At 45.6% G+C, this 20053-nt stretch carries 25 protein-coding genes; 13 read left to right on the top strand and 12 right to left on the bottom strand.

Translation table 11 applies throughout. The annotated features are described in order from the left end of the window. Positions 1-3 precede the first annotated feature (3 nt). Complete coding sequence (locus M3152_RS00395; RefSeq protein ID WP_251693027.1) at positions 4-594, bottom strand: nucleotidyltransferase domain-containing protein; 591 nt, start codon at positions 592-594, stop codon at positions 4-6. A 97-nt stretch (positions 595-691) separates the two neighbouring features. Beyond that, on the bottom strand, positions 692-1741 hold the full coding sequence (locus M3152_RS00390; RefSeq protein WP_251693025.1) for an ATP synthase beta subunit C-terminal domain-containing protein: 1050 nt from the start codon (positions 1739-1741) through the stop codon (positions 692-694). 199 nt (positions 1742-1940) lie between these two features. On the opposite strand from M3152_RS00390, the gene M3152_RS00385 reads away from it, so the two are divergent. Together M3152_RS00385 and M3152_RS00380 are read left to right on the top strand one after the other, a co-directional pair. Continuing rightward, complete coding sequence (locus tag M3152_RS00385) at positions 1941-2081, top strand: hypothetical protein (protein WP_251693024.1); 141 nt, start codon at positions 1941-1943, stop codon at positions 2079-2081. Positions 2082-2310: 229 nt separating this feature from the next. Then, positions 2311-2502 (top strand): hypothetical protein, encoded by a 192-nt coding sequence (locus tag M3152_RS00380; protein ID WP_251693022.1) that lies wholly within the window; start codon positions 2311-2313, stop codon positions 2500-2502. Positions 2503-2552: 50 nt separating this feature from the next. Here M3152_RS00380 and tatC read toward each other — a convergent pair whose 3' ends face one another. From tatC to M3152_RS00360, 4 genes are read right to left on the bottom strand one after another with little or no spacing between them, the layout of a single operon-like run. Continuing rightward, positions 2553-3446 carry a twin-arginine translocase subunit TatC gene (gene tatC / locus M3152_RS00375; RefSeq protein WP_251693020.1) on the bottom strand — a complete coding sequence of 298 codons (894 nt, stop codon included), beginning with the start codon at positions 3444-3446 and terminating at the stop codon, positions 2553-2555. Between the two features lie 12 nt (positions 3447-3458). Further along, positions 3459-3653, bottom strand: coding sequence for a twin-arginine translocase TatA/TatE family subunit (tatA, locus tag M3152_RS00370; RefSeq protein WP_251693018.1), 195 nt, complete (start codon positions 3651-3653; stop codon positions 3459-3461). Positions 3654-3672: 19 nt separating this feature from the next. Further along, positions 3673-5385 (bottom strand): GMC family oxidoreductase, encoded by a 1713-nt coding sequence (locus M3152_RS00365; RefSeq protein WP_251693016.1) that lies wholly within the window; start codon positions 5383-5385, stop codon positions 3673-3675. Between the two features lie 15 nt (positions 5386-5400). Continuing rightward, entirely contained in the window at positions 5401-6153 is a 753-nt protein-coding gene (locus M3152_RS00360; protein WP_251693014.1) for a gluconate 2-dehydrogenase subunit 3 family protein, read from the bottom strand. 130 nt (positions 6154-6283) lie between these two features. Between M3152_RS00360 and M3152_RS00355 the strand changes: the two genes are divergently transcribed. After that, positions 6284-7435 (top strand): PQQ-dependent sugar dehydrogenase, encoded by a 1152-nt coding sequence (locus M3152_RS00355; protein ID WP_251693012.1) that lies wholly within the window; start codon positions 6284-6286, stop codon positions 7433-7435. Here M3152_RS00355 and M3152_RS00350 read toward each other — a convergent pair. After that, positions 7345-7740, bottom strand: coding sequence for a hypothetical protein (locus M3152_RS00350; protein WP_251693010.1), 396 nt, complete (start codon positions 7738-7740; stop codon positions 7345-7347). The genes M3152_RS00355 and M3152_RS00350 overlap by 91 nt on opposite strands. A gap of 208 nt (positions 7741-7948) precedes the next feature. Here M3152_RS00350 and M3152_RS00345 point away from each other — a divergent pair, with 208 nt between their 5' ends. After that, the gene (locus tag M3152_RS00345; RefSeq protein WP_251693008.1) at positions 7949-8149 is read left to right on the top strand and encodes a CsbD family protein; all 201 of its coding nucleotides are present in this window, start codon (positions 7949-7951) and stop codon (positions 8147-8149) included. Between the two features lie 49 nt (positions 8150-8198). Here M3152_RS00345 and M3152_RS00340 read toward each other — a convergent pair whose 3' ends face one another. Beyond that, positions 8199-8696, bottom strand: coding sequence for a general stress protein (locus M3152_RS00340; protein ID WP_251693006.1), 498 nt, complete (start codon positions 8694-8696; stop codon positions 8199-8201). Between the two features lie 140 nt (positions 8697-8836). Between M3152_RS00340 and M3152_RS00335 the strand changes: the two genes are divergently transcribed. Next, the gene (locus tag M3152_RS00335; protein ID WP_251693004.1) at positions 8837-9064 is read left to right on the top strand and encodes a hypothetical protein; all 228 of its coding nucleotides are present in this window, start codon (positions 8837-8839) and stop codon (positions 9062-9064) included. A gap of 99 nt (positions 9065-9163) precedes the next feature. Here the strand turns inward: M3152_RS00335 and M3152_RS00330 are convergent, their stop codons facing one another. Genes M3152_RS00330 through M3152_RS00320 form a run of 3 tightly spaced genes read right to left on the bottom strand, consistent with a single transcriptional unit; the run spans position 9164 to position 11042 of the window. After that, the gene (locus M3152_RS00330; protein WP_251693002.1) at positions 9164-9946 is read right to left on the bottom strand and encodes an ABC transporter permease; all 783 of its coding nucleotides are present in this window, start codon (positions 9944-9946) and stop codon (positions 9164-9166) included. After that, positions 9943-10845 carry an ABC transporter ATP-binding protein gene (locus M3152_RS00325; RefSeq protein ID WP_251693000.1) on the bottom strand — a complete coding sequence of 301 codons (903 nt, stop codon included), beginning with the start codon at positions 10843-10845 and terminating at the stop codon, positions 9943-9945. The genes M3152_RS00330 and M3152_RS00325 overlap by 4 nt, the downstream gene beginning before the upstream one ends. Beyond that, entirely contained in the window at positions 10842-11042 is a 201-nt protein-coding gene (locus M3152_RS00320) for a PLDc N-terminal domain-containing protein (RefSeq protein ID WP_251692998.1), read from the bottom strand. The genes M3152_RS00325 and M3152_RS00320 overlap by 4 nt, the downstream gene beginning before the upstream one ends. Before the next feature lie 321 nt (positions 11043-11363). Here M3152_RS00320 and M3152_RS00315 point away from each other — a divergent pair, with 321 nt between their 5' ends. The 7 genes from M3152_RS00315 to M3152_RS00285 all read left to right on the top strand — a co-directional run bounded on the left by M3152_RS00315 (position 11364) and on the right by M3152_RS00285 (position 17463). Then, on the top strand, positions 11364-12275 hold the full coding sequence (locus M3152_RS00315; protein WP_251692996.1) for an EamA family transporter: 912 nt from the start codon (positions 11364-11366) through the stop codon (positions 12273-12275). 99 nt (positions 12276-12374) lie between these two features. Beyond that, entirely contained in the window at positions 12375-12902 is a 528-nt protein-coding gene (locus tag M3152_RS00310; protein ID WP_251692994.1) for an RNA polymerase sigma factor, read from the top strand. Then, positions 12902-13636: a hypothetical protein gene (locus tag M3152_RS00305; protein ID WP_251692992.1), complete on the top strand. Its 735-nt coding sequence runs from the start codon at positions 12902-12904 to the stop codon at positions 13634-13636. The genes M3152_RS00310 and M3152_RS00305 overlap by 1 nt, the downstream gene beginning before the upstream one ends. Before the next feature lie 135 nt (positions 13637-13771). Further along, positions 13772-14131, top strand: a complete 360-nt coding sequence (locus M3152_RS00300) for a hypothetical protein (RefSeq protein WP_251692990.1) — start codon at positions 13772-13774, stop codon at positions 14129-14131. Positions 14132-14195: 64 nt separating this feature from the next. Continuing rightward, positions 14196-15386, top strand: a complete 1191-nt coding sequence (locus M3152_RS00295; protein ID WP_251692988.1) for an alanyl-tRNA editing protein — start codon at positions 14196-14198, stop codon at positions 15384-15386. Positions 15387-15536: 150 nt separating this feature from the next. After that, positions 15537-16754, top strand: coding sequence for a glycosyltransferase (locus tag M3152_RS00290; RefSeq protein WP_251692986.1), 1218 nt, complete (start codon positions 15537-15539; stop codon positions 16752-16754). Continuing rightward, positions 16723-17463 (top strand): HAD-IIB family hydrolase, encoded by a 741-nt coding sequence (locus M3152_RS00285; protein ID WP_251692984.1) that lies wholly within the window; start codon positions 16723-16725, stop codon positions 17461-17463. The genes M3152_RS00290 and M3152_RS00285 overlap by 32 nt, the downstream gene beginning before the upstream one ends. A 365-nt stretch (positions 17464-17828) precedes the next feature. Here M3152_RS00285 and proS read toward each other — a convergent pair whose 3' ends face one another. Continuing rightward, complete coding sequence (proS, locus tag M3152_RS00280) at positions 17829-19265, bottom strand: proline--tRNA ligase (RefSeq protein WP_251692982.1); 1437 nt, start codon at positions 19263-19265, stop codon at positions 17829-17831. 388 nt (positions 19266-19653) lie between these two features. Here proS and M3152_RS00275 point away from each other — a divergent pair, with 388 nt between their 5' ends. Continuing rightward, positions 19654-19992: a zinc ribbon domain-containing protein YjdM gene (locus M3152_RS00275; RefSeq protein WP_251692981.1), complete on the top strand. Its 339-nt coding sequence runs from the start codon at positions 19654-19656 to the stop codon at positions 19990-19992. Positions 19993-20053 lie beyond the last annotated feature (61 nt).

The following is a 20053-nucleotide window of genomic DNA, read 5'->3' as shown; positions in this document are numbered from 1 at the left end:
CTTTCATTCTGCGGTGCTGCATTCAATCCCTTCTTGCAACCTGGAAATCCATTCATGACCGGGTACATGAGTTTCCAGCGCTTTGCAAAGCCAGTGCTGATCTTCATGGCTCAGCAAGTCCTTTACTACTTTAAAATCCGCATCGTCCTTCTCACGAAAATTCTTTGCTTTGTATAAAAGGACAATCGCCGGATTCAAATAAGGAATGCCTTCCTCGGAATTTAAAAATAATGTAGAACTTGGAAAAGTGATTGTGGGATCACGTCTAAAAACCCACTGCTCATTTTCCACTTCATTTATCAAGACTTCCAAACGTTCCTCGCTTCTCTTATGGTTGCCGTGTAATTCATGGATCGGCAGCTCAAGCATTTCCAAATCCCAATCAACGAGTTCCCCATTGACCGCTTTTTGAAAGGACCAGTCGGCTAATACATTCTTAAACCTGCGTTGATCTTCTCGAAGTACAGCGATTTCGATGTCCGAATGTTCCCGTGTTTCATTCCCGACAAAAAGATCTATTGCCCATCCACCCGCGATTCCCCAAGGACGATCATAGCCGCCCATCCATTTCGCAACTTTTCGACATGTCTCCAAGGTAATTCCCCCAATACTCGAAAAAAGGAGCGACCGCGTCACTCCCAGTTGTCTTTTCATTATTTTATCTGAACGTTGGAATCCTCACAAACTATTTTCACAACTTTCCGATGTAACTTAGATTTTCAATACCTTGTGAATCCAACGAGCCGTCCAATATGGCCTGCACATCTTTCAATGTATCCTGAAGATTCACTGATTGGCCCATTTGCCCGGTGTACTCTTCCGCCACATAGAACGGTTGAGTCAAATACGCTTCCAAAAGCTCTCCACGTTTGTAAGTTTGCACTTCGGAAGTCGGCAGCCTCTCTTCTCCGCCTACCGCAACAAGTGAACGCAATTCCCGGTAACGTCGTAATAATTTTTGTGCTCTTTGCTGAATGAAGAAATGATTCTGATCCATATGCGAGCCTTCCAGTACAGATGAAGTGGAGGCAATCGGATTGACTGCAGGATATTGGTGTCTTGCCGATAGATCGGCGTCGAACTGCCAAAGCGTTTCAAGTGGACCATATGGAAGCTCCTCATCTACCGATTCTCCCGTTAAGTCCAATAGGAAAGTCGTAACGGCTTCCATCCCGATTTGCTGTAAGCGCTCTTGCAGCTCATAGATTCCACCGGCCACTACATGACTTTTGTCTGCTGCAAATGCAATTTCTTTCTCAAGGCCTAGGGCTGCCATTTTCTCATACGTTTCATCAATTGTTTTCGTTGTAATATCCACGTGTTCCAATATATCTTCCAACTCAGGGTAATCTCCCTCGGGCATTAATAGGAATGTCGTATAGCCCTCGCGCTTCAACCGATAGAATAATTCACTCATGACGACAAGTTGACCCATTTGCTTCCTAGCAACTAAACCGACTGTCCCGCCTTTTGCCAACGGTGCAAATAAATCCAATGTTTTAATCTTCGTTTCAATCATTTCGATTTTCTCCCCCCGGATTATCAATTCATCCAAACTGCACCCCGCCAGATCCGCAAGCGCTACAAGTGTCCTCACTTCCGATTTACCGACTGAAATTTTACCCGTACACAAATTCGAAACTGTCGCTGGCCGAAGACCGACCGATTTCGCCGCGCTCGTCAAATTCGGCACCCTTCTCCTTAGTAGTGAAACATTCAACCGAAGATTATCTCTTTCCATTTCCTCACCCCTTACTTTGTATAGTAATTTATTTTATGCCGTAACGCAATAACAAATTACTTCAAAGCGTAATTTATTTTTCAAAAGGAAAATTAGTTGCTTCTTTAGTACTGAACTCGTTGAAATATCCGGATAAAATTTTCGAAGTAGGGAATCTTAACAATGATCCAAAATCCAATGTGAGGAAGGTGACGTTTTTATGAATAAAATGGCGATAGCGGCATTAGGGATCGGAGCGGCTTTTCTTATGAGAAATAAAAAAGTCCGAGGAAAGCTGATGAGGCAGTTCGAATCGCTCGCAGAACCATTCACCTCAAAAAATGGATCACCTTATTCATAAGTGTCTTTCTCACGGGAGAATCGCATCCTTTATGGGTGCCGTTTTTTGTCGAGGACAATTCGCCATTCGATAATTGAGCCTTTGTACGATTAATTGAGCCCTTAATCGAATAAAGGAGCCCTTGTAGAAATAATAGAGCCCACCCGCACAAAATACGTACATCATCGTTGTTTAGACTCTACCAAATCGGGAAAGTATTTTATAAGCTAAAAACTAGGAGGTAACGATAATGAATAAAAAAATGGCATTGACCGCACTTGGTTTAGGCGCTGCATATTTGATGAGAAACAAGGACGCTAGAAATAAACTTTCGAAGCAGTTCGATTCGTTCGGCTCTACACCGATGAGAGGCGATAAAAGCTCCCGCAATTCCACTTCCTCCAGTCGGAATAAAGGCTTATTGGGCGGTCTATTCAACTGAATCCAATCAATATAAAGGAGAGGGCGCGCATTTGGAAGCGCCCTCTCCTTTTATTCTTGAACCGCAATATTGCGCCTCTCCATGTGAAGTACGATATAAATGCTCGCCTCGTACAGCAAGATCATCGGGATAAGAATGATGAGCTGGCTGACGAAATCGGGTGGAGTGATGAGCGCAGAGACAACTGCCAGTATGAGATAGGACCACTTTCTCACTTTGCGTAATGTGTGCGCTGTCAATACTCCGATTGCGGCCAGGAACATGGCGACGATTGGCAGCTCGAACAAGAGCCCGATCGGCATCGTCGTCATAAGCAGGAACTTCGCATATTCCTGTGCAGACACCATCACAGTGAAGTTCACGGCTCCTAACGATACGAGGAAGCCGTAACTCAGTGGATTGACGACGAAGTAGCCGAATGCCAATCCACCGAGAAATAAGATGAACATGACTGGCGAATACAGGCTCAGGAACTGCTTTTCCTTCAAGTGAAGCCCCGGCTTCACGAATTGCCATAAGAAGTGGCATAGGAATGGGAGCGATAATCCGAATGCTAAAGCGGTCGAGATGGACATGTAGAATACGACGACTTCCATCGGTCCGAGGACAATCAATTCATGCCCTCTCGTGGCAATTGGAAACCATAAGTTTACCGTCGCAAATACACCGACAAAAAAGGAAATGAAGACAACGGCACTTTTAATAAGCTGTTTGCGTAAATCGGTCAGGTGCTCGACAAGTGTTGGATCGTTGTCCGCCTTCCCATTGTTGCTATCCGGAGTTTCAATAAAAAGTTCCGGCTTCTGCTGCCCCGAATCCGATTCCGTTTCAACTCGCTCCTCTAACAGAGGCATCTTATCTTGTTGACTATCTTGCTCCTGCTGTACTGTCATCTTATCAAGAGGGCTTATTATTCTTCGATTATGATCTCCGTACGGATCCATTTCATCACCTGCTTACGGAATATCCGTTTTCTTCGGCGTATCCTTTACTTCTTCATCTTCAAGAATGTCGCGGGCTGATTTTTTGAATTCTGCCAATGTTTTACCGACCGCAGAGCCGACTTCCGGTAACTTTCGAGGCCCGAATAAAATAAGGACGATGACTAAGATGATGATTAATCCGGGAACGCCAATAGCTGCTAAATTCAAATGAAACTTCTCCCTTCATTCACACGAGTGAACCGCCGTTTTTGCTGTACTTTAAAATAGCTTCAGCAGTGCGATATGCCAATGCGCCAATCGTTCCGGTTGGGTTATAACCGCCATTATGAGGGAAGTTCCCCGCACCGACGACGAATAGATTCTCCGCGTCCCAATGCTGCAAATAGGTGTTGACAACACTATTGGCTGGATCCGTGCCCATAATTGTTCCACCCGTATTATGTGTTGTTTGATAAGGAACTATGTCATAGTCGGAAATAGGATTTCCAGGGACTACGGTTTTCGCACCCATTTCCTTCATAATCTCCGCAATCCGGTCAGTAAGGTACTTATGCATATTGCGGTCCTGTTCCGTGAAGTTGTACGTCAGCTGCAAAAGCGGTACGCCGTATGCATCACGATAGTCTGGGTCAAGCGACATAAAGTTTTCCTTATGCGGCATGGAAGCACCTTGACCGCCAATTGATAACATGCGAGTATAATTTTCAATCGATGCCTTTTTGAAATCTGAGCCCCACGCCGGGGTTTCTGGCGGAACCGGATTTATCTGTATCGGCCTGTATCCGGTTTGCGTAATTGAAATGCTCGCCCCGTGAATGAAATCGAGATCGGAATGATCAAAACTGTCGCCATTGAAATCATCAATTGTCATGCCTAGGGCACCTGCACCCATGAATACATTCATCTGTTCATTGAAGAATCCGGTTACGGTCGGTAAAATTTGATATCCATAATTTTTACCCAGTGTTCCTCTTCCCGTATCGGGATTATATTGCTCACCGATTTTGGAGACCATAAGTAGTTTTGCATTGTTCATTACATAACTTGTGAGGACTACCACTTCGGCAGGCTGGATGAACTCCTCGCCTGATTGCGTGTCTACATATCTAACACCCGTCACTTTGTTCCCCGACTTTAGAACCTCAACGACGTTCGCATGAAACGTAATATCGAAGTTCCCAGTTTTCATGGCTGTTGGGACAACAGTAATTTCCGGAGATGTTTTTGCCCCATATTCACAGCCGAACCGTTCGCAAAATCCGCAGTACTGGCAAGCGCCGATTGTTTGGCCATCCGGGTTTTCGTATACTTCAGACAGGTTTGCGGACGGTAACATGTATGGATGGTAGCCCAAGGAAGATGTAGCATTTTCAAACTTTTTCAGAATAGGCGTCTTTTTCATCGGCGGTGTCGGAAACTCCGAGGAGCGCTTACCCGCGAATGGGTTTGTATTTTCTCCCGATATGCCTGTCGTTTTTTCGTACTTGTCAAAATACGGCTCCAATTCGTCGTACGTAACTCCCCAATCCTGCAGTAAGTACTCTTTTGAAAGTTTGTTTTTCCCGTATTTTTTCTCGGTCATTGTCTTAATTTGAAAATCGTAAGGCAAGAAGCGGAAAGTGTGGCCATTCCAGTGTGTTCCCGCACCGCCAAGACCCTCGCCAAGGAGAAATGAACCCAACTGCCTCATTGGGAGCGCACGCATTTTACGATGGTTGCGAAACGTAATCGTCTCCTTCGACAAATCCTGCATCAGTTCATAGCGTATTGCATACCGATATTCATCATGCACCATTAGATAATCTTCAGTGCCCCGCGGTTTCCCTCTTTCCAACCCGCGTACTTTCAATCCCGCCTTTGCGCATTCGGCTGCGATAATGCCGCCCATCCAACCGACTCCTACCGTCACTACATCAACCTTATCCAATGTTTTCGCCATCAGTTAATCCCTCCGTCAATGCTGCATACTGCTAATTGATTTTGGTTCGATCTTTTGAAACTTCTCTTCTTCGATTACATTGATATATGCCATTTGATGGCCAGGGAATCCTTTCATCCGCCACCCGTCCATGTTCGTATTGCCGTTATAGATCGGATCGGCATAAGCTCCTTCCAATGTCGCTTGGCGGAGCAGCCGGAAAAAGAATTCCGACGATACACCTTTCATCTCCACTTCGTTTTTTTGGATGGAAGTAAGAATCTCATCCATTTGCCCGCCATCCAACTCGGTAAATCCTTTCTGAAATCGTTTCTGCGCCTCATCTTCCATCATTGCAATTCCCTGTCGGAAAATCTCTGCCCGAGTCAGCCTGCTTTGATATCCTTGTGTCGCTTCCCCTGCAAAAAACGGACCTTGCATATACTCGCGCGCGTTGCTACCGTAGTTTCCCGCCAACTGGTTATCTATAAAATAAGGAACACCAAGACCGATTGCACCCGGCCCGAGATCGTCCTCCGGAAAAATCCGTTCAACGGCTTGGGAAAGTATATTGAAATCAGCACGTTTCGTGAAGAACATTAAGCCTTTCACCGAGGTCGTATCATGGTTTTCCGCGTTTTGCGTGCCACCCTTCGTTTGCACTCCGTCTTTATTAACGTTATAGCCGACAAGACCCCCGATCAGCCCCCCTCCAACTAATGCTCCTGTGGCGATTCCTGTCGTTTTAAGGAAATCGCGCCTCGACACTCCTTTTTGTTCATTAGCCATTTTGTTTCCTCCTTCCTGTATGTGCCATCTAGCATGTCCGATTTTTTATAGGTTTCATACAATTCGAGCATAAATTATCCAATTGCGGTATATTGTTCTGAAATAGTGCCTTTGGAAGGAGATGTTTCAATTGAAGAAGCTTCTTTTATTCATCATGAGTCTAGCGGTATTGGCGGGTTGTTCTTTGAATGGTAAAACGGCTGCAACCTATATTCCTGCCAAACGACTGGCCACGAATCTGGAAGCCCCCTGGTCTATTGCTTCCGACGGGGAACGTTTTTTCATTTCAGAAAGGGCTGGGGCGATTGTAAGAGTCGAGAAGAACGGGAAAACGATACGGGAGGAAGTACGTCTGTCAGATCCACTTTCAAATGCTGCAGAAGCAGGATTGCTGGGGTTTGTTCTTCACGATGATTTCGTTGAATCCGGACTCGCCTATGCGTATTACACGTACAATTCGGACGGAGCTCCCGTCAATCGAATTGTGACGCTGAAGTACGCCGGAGAGGAATGGGAGGAGACGGAAATCCTTTTGGATGGAATTGAATCAGGGCCTGTCCATCACGGGGGACGGCTTGCATTATCACCGGAAGGGGTTCTTTTTGCCACGATTGGTGACGGAGCTGCTCCTGAAAATGCACAAGACCCGAATTCATTCAACGGTAAAATAGTAAAACTGCAGGATGAGGGCAGTGTCACCATTGTCAGTTTGGGGCACCGCAATCCACAAGGGCTTGCATGGAATGCGGAGGGGGAACTTTATTCTTCGGAGCATGGGCAGTCCGCAAATGACGAAATAAACAAGATTGTTCAAGGTGGAAATTATGGATGGCCCGAAATCGAAGGGATTGAGAGCAAGCAAGGCATGCTTTCGCCGCTGCTCACTTCGGGGACAAACGAGACATGGGCGCCGTCCGGAATGACGTTTCACAACGGCCTGCTATATGTTGCGGCTCTCAGAGGGGAAGCCATTTTAGTGATTGACCCGGAAACGATGGAGATTGCAGAAAAAATTGAAGGCTATGGTCGTATTCGGGATATCCATTCGGACGGGGAGTCACTTTACTTCATTTCCAATAACACAGATGGGCGGGGAAGCCCTTCAGAATCGGATGATGTTTTGTATACGTTTGCGAACATCAAAAAAATAGCAGATGAAGGAAGATTACATCTTCCTTCATCTGTCCTGATTCATTCTTCAAATCTTAAAATAGGAATGCGGTCTTCCAAGATTACAACTTCGTCCAGCGGAAGATCAATTCGAAATCCATCTTTGCCGTAAGGACTTACAGCGACTTTCTTATGGGCGAATGGATTATTCGTCACGAACGTCACCATGCCTGTCTCCTGCTCATAACTCTCCACCGCAAAACGATGACCCGACAGAATGGCATATGGGAAAACTTCATAAGCGTCTTCCAATACATCCGTGTCGACTTCCTTGAATAAATGACCATTCGTTCCCATTTCAACAAATCCTATTTCCTTGTCTTCCGGATTCCCAGACTGCAAAAAATATTTACGTCGTTGGGATACGATGGGATATTCTTTACCGTTCCAAACTGCAAAACGACCTTTTCTTATCATTCCATCTCCTCCAAGAAATGCTATATGTACACTTCTATTATATAAATCACTTAAATACCGGAACAGGTAAGTTCATCCAAATTTACGACATAATTTTCAAGGACTATCCACTCTTGCCAGTTCGGGAATCTTAAACCATTAAATTTTTACGTTTGCCTTTTTCCCTATGGGGTATTTAAAAACTACTACTCTTTGAGGAGGTTTTATCATGAGCGAAAGAGGAAACTCAGACAAGTTCAAAGGCGTCGTGAATAAAGTCAAAGGTGAAGCAAAAGACCAATTTGGTAACGCGACGGACGATCCAATGCTGCAGGCTGAAGGAAAACTGGATAAATTGAAAGGCGAAGCACAGCAGGAAATCGGCGAATTCAAGGATCGTTTCGGCAATTACAAAAATGAGCGTCGCTAAAGTAACAAAAGGTGGGCTGTCTCCTTAAAGGGAGGCAGCCTTCCCTTCATTATAAATGATCAGTATTGATTCGCGGGACCGTCCCGGCATTCTCATCCCTCGGTTGCAAGATGTTATCGCCTGACAGCATTTCACCGCTGTCTGTCATTTGTGCCCTACTATCCCTTTCCGTGTCTTCGACTTCACCGCCTCCACGCCCTTCCATTGCCAGTTCGGGTTCGACATCTTCGACAAAAATTGCAATGCCGCCGTCCTTCATTTCATCATAGATGCTTTCAGCTTCCCGCTTTGAGAAACCCATCTCTTCGAATATCATTTGTTGCTTTGTTCCATTGTCAATAAACATTCCCTTGAATCGATCAAGAAAATTCTCTTCTTCCCTTCCATCCAAAGCGACAAACGTTTGTCTTCGCAGTTGTGCGAGATCATCATCCGTATTTGCAACGGCATGGATTTGTTCTTCAGAATAACCTTGCGATGTGAGTTCGGTAATCTTGTAGAGTGCAGCATCAATTTTATTCAACGTACCGACGTATCTCTTGTCCACGTTTCACACACTCCTTTTTAATTTATTTTTAATACTTTACCCCTAGATTCGACTGAAAACACATTTTGTTTGTCTGTATTTTAATGTTTAGTACAGGCAAATCACGTGAATAGAATAAGGAAAGAAAGGAAGTGCTTTCAATGAATAAGAAAAAACCCTTCACTTCAGAAGATCGAAAAAATGCCGAAGGTCCCTTTATGGACAACCCAGAGAATTTGCCGACTGACAAGGAGAGCATCTACGACATGCACGAGGATATGCAAACCGTCGATTCGATTCCTTTGGAGGATGTAAGATTGGAAGAACATGAGGAAGACCATCACCGTGATACGAAAAGCAGTTCTTCCAGCGAGGAGAAATATAAATAATCGCAAAAAAGTAGAGGTGGAATTTCCAAGCCCTCTACTTTTTAATGCAAACATTATGTCGTTAGGTGTCGATATTCCCCGGGAAATGTCAGATAACGATTAGACTAAGGTCTTGGCAGCATTCCGTTTCGCCATGTACATACCGAAAAAGACAAGTACAATAATGAGAATACCCGTAAGTCCAACACTCATCCAATAAGCTGACTGACCATCAGATGCACCGAATGCATTCGATGCATACGTGCTCAATTTCCATGGGGACACCGTCCAGTACGTGCCGAGTATACTGTCAATGACCTGGAAAACGAGCAGGACCAGAATTGAAAGCCCCGCCGCCCCTCCCGTAGACATACAAGCGCTGAATGCAAGGACAACTGTCACAGCAAAGACCAACCATAAACTATAAGTCCCTAGAAACGCGAAGACTTCCCCTGCCGCCACTGAGTTGAATAAAATTCGGATATAATACCATGCCGCAAAAAAACCTAACCACACACTTGCCAACACAATCGCATTGACGACAATCCATTTACTGAGGAAATATTGACTAAACGACATCGGCCTCACGTATAGAAGCGTTGCCGTCCCGGTTTTTCGCTCTCCTGAAATTGATCCCATGAAAGCGAGGATTATAACGAGGATGCCGATCAACTGGTATTGGCCCATTAATGAAACAAAAATATCTTCTCCCCGGAATTCCGGCCAGACGAAATCTGTCCCTTCCGGCAGGTTACCAACGCTTTTCATAATTTCAGGGAGGAAATGGTTCGAGATCGGCTCTAGTATTCCAAAGATGACGAACACAATCGGAATCCAATACATTTTAAAATTACGGATGTTTTCCCGTAATTCCTTGTGCAATAATGCATTAAAGCTGCTCATTCCTCCACCGCCACTTTCATGAAAATTTCTTCCAAGCTAGCCGTCTGCAATTCCACTTTCCGTATATGCAGAGACTCTGTATGCAATAACGCTACCACTTCAGACGTACTTACCTCATCCTTGCCTGCATCGATGGATACTTGCTTCTTTTCCAATCTGACTGCCCAAGGGGAAATTGCGGTAAACCTTTCAGCCTCTATGTCCGACTCAAAATCGATGAGAATACGAGGGTTGGCGTATTTCTCACGGATGGAATCGAGCGATCCATTTTCAACGAGGACACCTTTCCTTAGGAATAACAGTTGGTCAGTCATTTCTTCCGCATCATTCAAAATGTGAGTCGAATATAAGATGGTCGTCTTCTGTTGAAGTTCCTTCAATAAGTTCATCACCTGGCGCCGTCCGACCGGGTCGAGCGCTGACACAGGCTCATCCAATAGCAGCAGCTCCGGTTCATGAACGATCGCCTGCGCCAATCCGAGACGTTGCTTCATCCCGCCGGAAAACGTTCCCGCCCTTTTTTTCATCGCATCCCCAAGTCCGACAAACTCAAGTGTCTTTTTCGCTTCCGCTAATGCCTTCCTTTTTTCGACACCACTTAACACTGCAGCCATCTCCGTGAATTCAAGTGCTGTCAGCCAAGGGAAGAATTTGGGATATTGAGGAAGGTAGCCGATAGATGCCCGGATATCCGGCTTTGGTTTCCCTCGGAATAAAATGGATCCATTCGTCGGCGTGACTAGACCCGCGAGCATGGATAATGTCGTTGTCTTCCCTGCTCCATTCGGACCTATCAATGCCGTTGATGTCCCTTCCGCCAATTCGAATGTAATAGAAGCCACGGCATTATGACTCCCATAGTTTTTCTCTAGATCATGCACCTGCAGCAAATTGGTCATGATTGCTTCCTCCCGAAGATGAAATACAAAATCGGTCCAACGATGTTGACGAGCAATATGATGAAAATCCACATGATGAACGGCCCGTTTGTCCGCTGATTTCTGATGACATCAATCAAAGCGACAACCGCCAGGATGAGTTGAAGTACAAGAATCGGTAAAATTAGATTCCAAGGTATGTTTGCAAGTTCAGACATGAACGTCACAACCTCTCCGTTTGTTATAGATTGAGTATAACACGCTTGTTATATGTTGTATATAACAAATTAAAGTTTTTTAAAAATAGTGCAAACTGTAATCACTGTTAATGGCGGATAGCTTATTTTGGACGCGTAAACACTTGCTATGGACGCGGGATCGCTCGGTTTGGATGTGTCACGATCTGCTTTGGACGCCAAGCCGCACTCTTTGGACGCGGGAATACCACCTTTGGACGCGGGTCCTACAGATTGACTACCCGCACTGATTTCGACCAACCGTGTTATACTATTGCGTGAACTGGAACTGGAGGTTGCAAGATGAAACTATGGATGTATCCGCTGTTCGTCATTCTTGGGGCGTGCAGCTATGGAATTCTTTCAACTATCATTAAATTGGCCATTGCGGACGGGTTTACAGCACCCCAGGCAGTAACGAGCCAATACTATACCGGTTTTCTATTAGCCGTACTCATTTATCTCTTCACTCGACGGACACTTCCGAAGTTCGGCGGCGGTTTTACGCTGGTCATCGCCGGTCTGCTAACAGCAATCACAGGAACAGTTTATGGGAAAGCTGTCAGCTTGATGCCCGCTTCCCTCGCAGTCGTCATGCTCTTTCAATTTACATGGATCGGCATGCTTTTCGATTGCATCGCCCGCCGGCGACTTCCGAAACGAATTGAAGTCATTTCACTACTGTTTTTATTCGGAGGTACGATTTTAGCTGCAGGCGTTGTCGATGCCGACTTAAGCGGCATCCCTTGGCAAGGATGGGCTTGGGGAATGGTTTCGGCAGTCAGTTTCTCGGCATTCCTCATGGTGAATCAGCGGCAAGTTGGAGGGATGGACATGATCACTAGGCTATTGTTCATGTCATTCTTCGCCGCTGTCGCCATCACCTTCTTTCAAGAGCCTCAAATCGTCTGGGACGGTACATTGCTGAACGGCTTATGGATTTATGGCCTGATTTTAGGAGTGTTCGGCATCATTTTGCCGATCCTGCTCTTCTCCATCGGCATTCCAAAAGTCGGGACAGGGATGGCGTCAATATTAAGCGCGATTGAACTGCCGGTCGCTGTTACTGTGTCGATGATATTACTGCATGAGCATATGACCGTTCTGCAGATTACGGGAATTGTGATCATCCTTATCGGGATGACATTGCCTAGTATCGCTAATCGACGGATACGATTGAAAAAGATTGAGGAGATTTCCACATCACTTGAGTAAGTGATGTGGTTTTTTTGTTTCGCTGAAAACTTTTCGGCAAACCTGAGGGTATATATAGTGAGAGCAACAAACTAGGTTGTTCTGAAAGGAGTGTGCCGCGTGCAGCAGGAAAAGTGGGTTCGGAAAATACGGGCGGGCGACCAAGCCGCATTCCGTCAATTTTATGAAGCGTATGCGGGTCCGGCAATCCGGACGGCAAGCGCAATCACCCGCAACCGAGAGATGGCGAAAGATGCGGTGCAGGAAACGTTTATCCGGGTGTATAGGCAAATCGGCAGCTATAATCCAACATTGCCATTCGATCCTTGGTTTTATCGGATATTGACGAATGAATGTCTTCGTTTACTGAAAAGGGAATCCCCTCTTTCAACTATCGAAACACAAGAAAACGACCCTTCCCTCGTAGAGGAATCGTTCGATCAATTGACGGAGCTTTACGATATTATTCAAGCATTGGACGATACTCATCGTATTCCGCTTATCTTGAAATACATCAAAGGATTTTCCGAAAAAGAGATTGCGGATATTTTAGGGATGAATCAGAACACCGTAAAGTCGCGATTATTCAAAGGAAGAAAGCGGTTGAAAGAGCAATTGGAAGCTACTCGAGAGGAGGATATGTCCTGATGAGCAAATTTGATGATCGGATAAAGAGGGAGCTTGAACAACATACCGATGTGGATGTACATGAACTGAAGGATGATATTTGGAATGAAATCAACGAGGAGCTATTTGAAGGGAGTAGGACAACAATGAAAAGAAAAAAACGATGGATACCTGCAATACTCATTGCAGCGGCAGCACTCGTCCTTGCGTTCACCTTGCAGACGGACCCTGGCCTGGCGTTGATCAAAGGCATTAAGGATATGTTCGTCCCCGAAAAGGAGATCATTCAAAGCATCGAAGGACAGGACGAGCCGACGGAAGTCCATTTGAATGAAGGAAAAGATTCCGAGTATATCATTTATGTGGATGAATCCCGTTATAAAATGATCAAAGGGGAAGATTCCGATGTCATTACGACAATCGAACCTCTTCCTGAAAAATATCCTGAAGTGAGTATGGAAATCAAACAATATCCAACCGATAAACCGGAAACGCTTGTGAAGGAGCTTGAGGAAAAGTTGAAGGTCGATTTCCCTGATCTGCGGGAAGTTGAAACGGTCTCGGAGCCGGTCGAAGGTTTCTGGCTGCATGGACTGACTGAGTCGACTTGGGATGGAAAGGTTATTGATGTGTACGTCATCAGCAACGGCAAGGATGGGAGCTTTGTCATTACCGAGAACTATTTCCTAGAAGCAGCAGAAGGCCATGGTGCAAGGTTCTATCACATGCTACAGAGCTTTGAAATTATCGAATGAACGGAGTCTAGAAGGGGGGATCCTTTTTCCCCTTCTTTTTTTTTAGGTATAAAAGTAGATTCGCCTGCTCTTATGCATATGTTATAAGAAGATAGGGTATAGATTGAGAAGTAGATAGCAAGGAGGCTCTTGGGCATGGATATTTTCATGATTATCATCGACACGCTGATCGTTTTATTATATATAACACTGATCGCATTCATTACACCTTTCACGATGAAGTATTTAAAAAGAAGGAACCAGGATATATTCATACAAATGTTGCCGATCTGTTTCATCGTTTTTGTCAGCAGCATTATCATCTCCATGGGGCTAGGCGGCTTCAAAGAGATGGTGTTCTTTCAATTAACAAGTATCGTTTCACTGGTTCTTCTAGGTTTTCTATTATTCCTGACATTGGCAATGAGAGTATTATGGAAAGATAAATATGATCGGTTAGTCGAAAGAATCCTTTCCTTTCGCACAAAAAATGTACGGAGCTTCTCACTGAAATAAGTGGGAAGCCCTTTTCTGTTTGTTGTACACTGTTTGTAAACGGATTACACAAGGAGACAGGTTTATGTTAAAGGATCGCATTTATTATCAAGACAACTATAAACAGTCATTTAGTGCACGTATTATCGGAAATGGGATGGATCCGGAGGGGCGCCCCTATGTCGTATTGAACAACACGGCGTTTTACCCGACCGGCGGCGGGCAGCCGCATGATACAGGAACTATTGAAGGAATCCGAGTGATTGATGTGGAGGAGATGGACGGTGAAATCCGTCATTTTCTTGAAGAAGAGCTTCATTCCAAAGAGGATGTGGTAGGCGAGATCGATTGGGAGCGCCGTTTCGACCATATGCAGCAGCATGCGGGGCAGCATATTTTGACGGCTGCTTTTGTCCGGCTTTTCGGATTCCAAACAGTCAGTTTTCATCTAGGCAAAGGACTCGTTTCCATTGACTTGGACGCGGAAAAAGTGACAGCAGAGCAATTAGCTGCTGCTGAAAAGCTTGCGAATGATATCATTTTGGAAAACCGTCCTATTGAAACAAAATGGGTGACGGAAGACGAGCTTTCGGAGTATTCGCTTCGTAAACAATTGGCCGTGACAGATGAGATCAGGCTCGTCATTATACCCGATTTCGACTATAACGGCTGCGGGGGCACCCATCCTTCTTCGACAGGGCAAATCGGGTTGCTGAAAATCCTCTCCACGGAAAAACAGAAGCGGAAAGTCCGTGTCCACTTTGCTTGTGGCGGTCGGGTTCTACAACAGCTGCATCGCAAGCATGAAGAGCTGTCCACAGCTTCCAAACTGCTGAGCGCACCTGAGGAAGGTGTAAGCGTTGCAATCGAGCGATTAGTAGCTTCTCATCATTCATTGGAAAAAGCATTGGAAAGTGCAAAGGAAGAGTTATTGTTCTTCGAGATGAAAAACTTATTGGATAATAAGAATGGCAACATTGTAAAAGCCTCATTTAGTAATCGGACTGTACAAGAGCTGCAACAATTGGCACGGATGATTGTAACGGAGGATGATTCGGCAATCGCCCTTCTCGTTGCCGAAAATGAAGAACGTCTTCAATTCGTTGCGGCCCGGGGCGCATCCGCCGAGACAAGCATGAAACTGGTTTCCGCTTCAGCCTTGCCTTTACTCAACGGAAAAGGTGGCGGAAATGATGCATTTGTCCAAGGTGGCGGCGAGCGGACAATGACTGCAGAAGAACTCTTGAATGTGATGGAGAATACGATTGGCAACTAATTGATATGTGGCTCCTCCCGATTATCTTACCGGGAGGAGTTTATTTTATTGTAAAGCTTGCTCTCTAACTATGTTTTCTATTTGTCAATAAGGGTATATAAAGACATTAGATACAAGGATACTTCTGATATCTTCGAAGGAGAGATTTACATGAAGAAAAGAATCGTATTCATTTCTGATCACGGCGATCCGCTTGCACCGCTTGGAGGCGAACAGGCAGGCGGACAAAATAATTACGTAAAACAGTTAGCACTTTCATTGGATAAAAAAGGCCATACAGTGGATGTCATTACCCATTGGGCTGATGCAAAAACGCCTGCTATAGAGGAATTCGGCTCCAAATGTCGAGTAATCCGTGTATCGGCAGGGGTGAAGGGCTTTGTACCGAAGAACCAGATGTACGACATGCTGTACGATTTTTATGACGAAATGCGTTCTCGAATCGACTTGTCGTCCTATGACTTGATGCATACTCATTATTGGCTTTCCGGGCTTCTTGGCGCGAAAGTGGCAGAGGAATATGGATTGCCATGGATTCACACTTCCCACTCGCTAGCAATTGCCAAAGAGCAAGCGACGGGCGTTCGGGAAGCCAAAAGAATGGACGCTGAGCAATTGATATTGCAGTTAGCTGACACTGTAGTCGCTACGACTGCAACCGAAAAGAAATTAATTCATAGCTTCGTTGCAGACCCTTCCCCCATTAAAGTCATTCCCATAGGGGTTGACAAGAACTTCAAGCCAACTATCGAAAAGGAAAAACGGCAGCCATTTTTCGCATTTGCGGGAAGGCTGGAAAAGACGAAAGGAATCTACACGCTTCTTCAAGCCTTCAGACTACTAATGGAGCGGCATGAGCTGCCGCCATCCGCAAAGCTCGTCATTGCAGGAGGAGACCCGGATAAAATTGATATGCAAAAGAAACTGCCGGCCGATCCTAAATTGAAAAAGGCGGTTAAGGGATTGGAACGGAATATCGAATTCATCGGAGCCCGTACCCAACGCCAATTGGCTGATCTATTCAACGAAGCGACCGCCGTCATTGTACCTTCTACGTACGAATCGTTCGGAATGGTCGCTGCGGAAGCGCAAGCATGCGGAAGCCCTGTCATCGCTTCGAAAGTTGGAGGTTTACAGGACGTTGTCCGCCATCGAGAGACGGGCATCCACATTGAAAAGGAAAACCATGAGCATTTGGCATTCGCCATGAAGCTACTTGCAGCAAATAATGAGTTCGCCCGTGCCCTCGGAAGGCGTGCTGCTGCCTATGCGCGGCGGGAATTCGATTGGGACACTGTCGCCAAGAAAATGGATGAATTGTATGAGGTGGTCATGTTTGAAAAACAAAAAGTATTTGCTAGCGACTGATTTGGATGGAACGTTTGTCGGTGATGTGGATGCGCTCGGGCGACTGCTTGAGTACTTTAACAGCGCGCCTCATGAGATCGCGCTCTTCTATGTGACTGGCAGGCATTTTCCCTCCGCCCAATCGCTTATCGCGGCAGAAGGGTTGCCGATGCCCGATCTGCTTATAACGGATGTGGGTACGTCTATTTATCATGCCGACGGGTTAATGGAAGTTTCGGATTGGAAAGAGCGAATGCAGAAAGATTGGCAGCCTGAGATGATTGCCGAAATTGCGGCCACTTTTCCTTCTTTGAAAAGACAGGAGCTACCCGATGATCGACGTGTTTCCTTTACTGTGTCTGATGATATCGGGGCGGTGGATGAATTCCGGGAAGCACTCGATGCCCAGGCGATTCCACATACGTTCATCTTCAGCTCAAACCGGGATATTGACGTACTTCCTTTTGGAGCAGGCAAAGGGAATGCATTGGAATATGCACTCGAACGGTATGCGATGGATGGGGTCCAGTTGCTGATCGCAGGCGATTCTGGCAATGACAGGGACATGCTTTCCCTCGGCCACCCTTCCGTCATCGTCGGCAACGCCCAGCCCGAGCTGCTGGAAATGGAGCCTTGCGAGAATCTTTTTCGAGCAAATGAAAACTGTGCGGGGGGCATTCACGAAGCGTGGCTACACTTTTATGGGGAGGGGCGGGAGTCTGTTGGATGAGTTGTCACCGAATCTCGGCGGTTTATCACCGACTTGTGGGGCGTTATCACCGAATCTAGGTGGTTTATCACCGAATCTCTATGGTTTATCACCGAATCGGGGGATTACCATCAACTTTGCGAGCTTTACCACCGATTCTCACGGAATCACGCCAACTTGAAAATTTATCACCACTTATAATGGGTTTATCACCACTCAGAGACACCTTATCACCACTCACGATGAGGTTATCACCACTCAGCATCTATTTATCACCGCTTAACCATTTAACAGCTCTCTTTATCCATAAAATGGATCACAATAACAAAATATCTCCATGCAAAAGGCTGCCTCCCAAGGGATGGCAGCCTAATTCATTCAAAATATTAATAAGCTCTCGCAAACCAAACTGTATGTTTCGAGTCTTTTCCACAATTAATGCATGTCGACTTTTCAGCCGGTGGATTGAATGGAATGTTGCGTGTAGTGAACATTGTTTCTTCCTTCACTTGCTCTTCGCACGCGTCCTCGCCGCACCAGCCGGCAAGAATCCAACCAGGGATTTCGCCTTTCTCCGCCGAATCCGCGATATGCTTCGTCAGGTCCTCCATTGTGTCGATATGCGTATGGGAATGCTCCGCCCGGAAAGCACGCGCTTTTTCAAGCAGGCGTGTCTGCATCGTTTGCAATTCCTGTTCTATGCTGTCGACGATATTTGCCAAGTCAATGGCGACTTTTTCGTCTTCGTCGCGCGCTTTCATAAGCGCTTGATTGTTCTCCAAATCACGTGGTCCTAGTTCAACACGGACTGGAACGCCTTTCAGTTCCCACTCATTGAACTTGAATCCTGGAGACTGATCGGAATCATCCAATCGCACGCGGATGCCTTTCGCTTTCAACTCAGCGAAGACTTCATCCAACTTCTCCATGATGGCTGGGTTCTTCTTCCAAGGACCGACTGGGATTAACACAACTTGTGTCGGTGCAATACGTGGAGGCAGCACAAGTCCTTGCTCATCCCCGTGAACCATGATGACCGAGCCGATCAAACGCGTCGAAGTTCCCCATGATGTCGTATGGACGAATTCATGACGGTTTTCCTTCGTCAAATATTTGATGTCGAATGCTTCCGCAAACTTCGTACCTAAATAATGGGACGTACCTGCTTGAACCGCTTTCCCGTCCTTCATCATCGCTTCGATTGAATACGTGTCGACTGCGCCTGCAAAACGTTCTGAAGGCGTTTTTTGTCCGTCATAAACTGGAATCGCCAATAGCTCTTCCACGACTTCTTTATAAATATTCAACATCTGCATTGTTTCTGCACGTGCTTCTTCTTCATCGACATGCGCCGTATGGCCTTCTTGCCATAAAAACTCAGACGTACGGATGAAAGGCAATGTTCTTTTTTCCCAACGGAAGACGTTCGCCCATTGGTTGATCAATACTGGAAGGTCACGATAACTCTTGATCCAATCGGAATACAAGTGGCCGATCATCGTCTCGGACGTCGGACGCAATGCCAAACGCTCTTCCAATTTCTCACCTGCAGCTTCCGTCACCCATGGTAATTCAGGAGAAAATCCTTCGATATGATCTTTCTCTTTTTGGAAAAACGACTCAGGAATTAGCATCGGGAAATATGCATTTCGGTGGCCGGTCTCCTTGAAACGCTTATCCATTTCAGCTTGGATATGCTCCCAAATTTCGTAGCCGTCCGGTTTGAATGCGATACATCCACGAACCGGTGTATAATCCATTAAATCCGCCTTCTGGATCGTGTCGATATACCATTTTGAAAAATCGTTCTTCTGATTACTCATCTTGATTTCCTCCCTATACATAATAAAAAGCGCAAAGCTGTCCTGACATAAGGACGTCTTTGCGCTGGATAGACGTGGTACCACCTTCATTCGGCCTAGCGATGCTAAGCCCTCGAACGTTCTGTAACGAAAACGACCCGGTCATGTTTGCATGACATCTCCGTGGTAGGGTTCAATGAAAAGCGGTGGTACGGCTCTCAGCAATTTGCCATACTTTCTGGTTCACATTTTTCATCTACTTGGCCACATCAGTGATTCCATATTGCTTATAATATAGCAAATACTTGTGATTTATACAAATGCCGTTGTGTTTTGCTTCCGCCCGACTTGGATTAATCCTGTTCTTTGCTATAGTATGATTGATACTACTAGATGGAGGAATCAAGTCATGAATAATTTACCTAATTGTCCAAAATGTAATTCCGAATACACATATGAAGACGGAAACCTGTTTGTTTGCCCTGAATGTGCACACGAGTGGACATTGGAATCCCAGGAGACCGAAGAAGAAGCTGCGGTCGTCCGTGATGCGAATGGAAATGAATTGAACGACGGTGATACAGTAACTGTCATCAAAGATTTAAAGGTAAAAGGAAGCTCGAACGTCGTCAAAATGGGAACGACGGTGAAAAACATCAAGTTGGTTGAAGGCGATCATGATATTGATTGCAAAATCGCCGGTTTCGGTGCAATGCAGTTGAAATCAGAGTTTGTGAAGAAGATTTAAGCAGATTCTCACTGAGTCGAAGGTCCCGAAATGACGATAACTTCCGGAAAGTGACCGATAA

The organism is Sporosarcina luteola (assembly GCF_023715245.1).
In the GTDB taxonomy this organism is placed as follows: Bacteria; Bacillota; Bacilli; order Bacillales_A; family Planococcaceae; genus Sporosarcina; species Sporosarcina luteola_C.
This window is presented reverse-complemented; position numbering and strand designations above follow the sequence as displayed.

What these genes read in the sequence shown, in the direction of transcription:
- M3152_RS00390 (WP_251693025.1), bottom strand. Translation starts at nt 1,741, where the DNA reads ATGGAAAGAGATAATCTTCGGTTGAATGTTTCACTACTAAGGAGAAGG.
- M3152_RS00385 (WP_251693024.1), top strand. Translation starts at nt 1,941, where the DNA reads ATGAATAAAATGGCGATAGCGGCATTAGGGATCGGAGCGGCTTTTCTT.
- M3152_RS00380 (WP_251693022.1), top strand. Translation starts at nt 2,311, where the DNA reads ATGAATAAAAAAATGGCATTGACCGCACTTGGTTTAGGCGCTGCATAT.
- tatC (WP_251693020.1), bottom strand. Translation starts at nt 3,446, where the DNA reads ATGGATCCGTACGGAGATCATAATCGAAGAATAATAAGCCCTCTTGAT.
- M3152_RS00365 (WP_251693016.1), bottom strand. Translation starts at nt 5,385, where the DNA reads ATGGCGAAAACATTGGATAAGGTTGATGTAGTGACGGTAGGAGTCGGT.
- M3152_RS00360 (WP_251693014.1), bottom strand. Translation starts at nt 6,153, where the DNA reads ATGGCTAATGAACAAAAAGGAGTGTCGAGGCGCGATTTCCTTAAAACG.
- M3152_RS00350 (WP_251693010.1), bottom strand. Translation starts at nt 7,740, where the DNA reads ATGATAAGAAAAGGTCGTTTTGCAGTTTGGAACGGTAAAGAATATCCC.
- M3152_RS00345 (WP_251693008.1), top strand. Translation starts at nt 7,949, where the DNA reads ATGAGCGAAAGAGGAAACTCAGACAAGTTCAAAGGCGTCGTGAATAAA.
- M3152_RS00335 (WP_251693004.1), top strand. Translation starts at nt 8,837, where the DNA reads ATGAATAAGAAAAAACCCTTCACTTCAGAAGATCGAAAAAATGCCGAA.
- M3152_RS00330 (WP_251693002.1), bottom strand. Translation starts at nt 9,946, where the DNA reads ATGAGCAGCTTTAATGCATTATTGCACAAGGAATTACGGGAAAACATC.
- M3152_RS00325 (WP_251693000.1), bottom strand. Translation starts at nt 10,845, where the DNA reads ATGACCAATTTGCTGCAGGTGCATGATCTAGAGAAAAACTATGGGAGT.
- M3152_RS00320 (WP_251692998.1), bottom strand. Translation starts at nt 11,042, where the DNA reads ATGTCTGAACTTGCAAACATACCTTGGAATCTAATTTTACCGATTCTT.
- M3152_RS00315 (WP_251692996.1), top strand. Translation starts at nt 11,364, where the DNA reads ATGAAACTATGGATGTATCCGCTGTTCGTCATTCTTGGGGCGTGCAGC.
- M3152_RS00305 (WP_251692992.1), top strand. Translation starts at nt 12,902, where the DNA reads ATGAGCAAATTTGATGATCGGATAAAGAGGGAGCTTGAACAACATACC.
- M3152_RS00300 (WP_251692990.1), top strand. Translation starts at nt 13,772, where the DNA reads ATGGATATTTTCATGATTATCATCGACACGCTGATCGTTTTATTATAT.
- M3152_RS00295 (WP_251692988.1), top strand. Translation starts at nt 14,196, where the DNA reads ATGTTAAAGGATCGCATTTATTATCAAGACAACTATAAACAGTCATTT.
- M3152_RS00290 (WP_251692986.1), top strand. Translation starts at nt 15,537, where the DNA reads ATGAAGAAAAGAATCGTATTCATTTCTGATCACGGCGATCCGCTTGCA.
- proS (WP_251692982.1), bottom strand. Translation starts at nt 19,265, where the DNA reads ATGAGTAATCAGAAGAACGATTTTTCAAAATGGTATATCGACACGATC.
- M3152_RS00275 (WP_251692981.1), top strand. Translation starts at nt 19,654, where the DNA reads ATGAATAATTTACCTAATTGTCCAAAATGTAATTCCGAATACACATAT.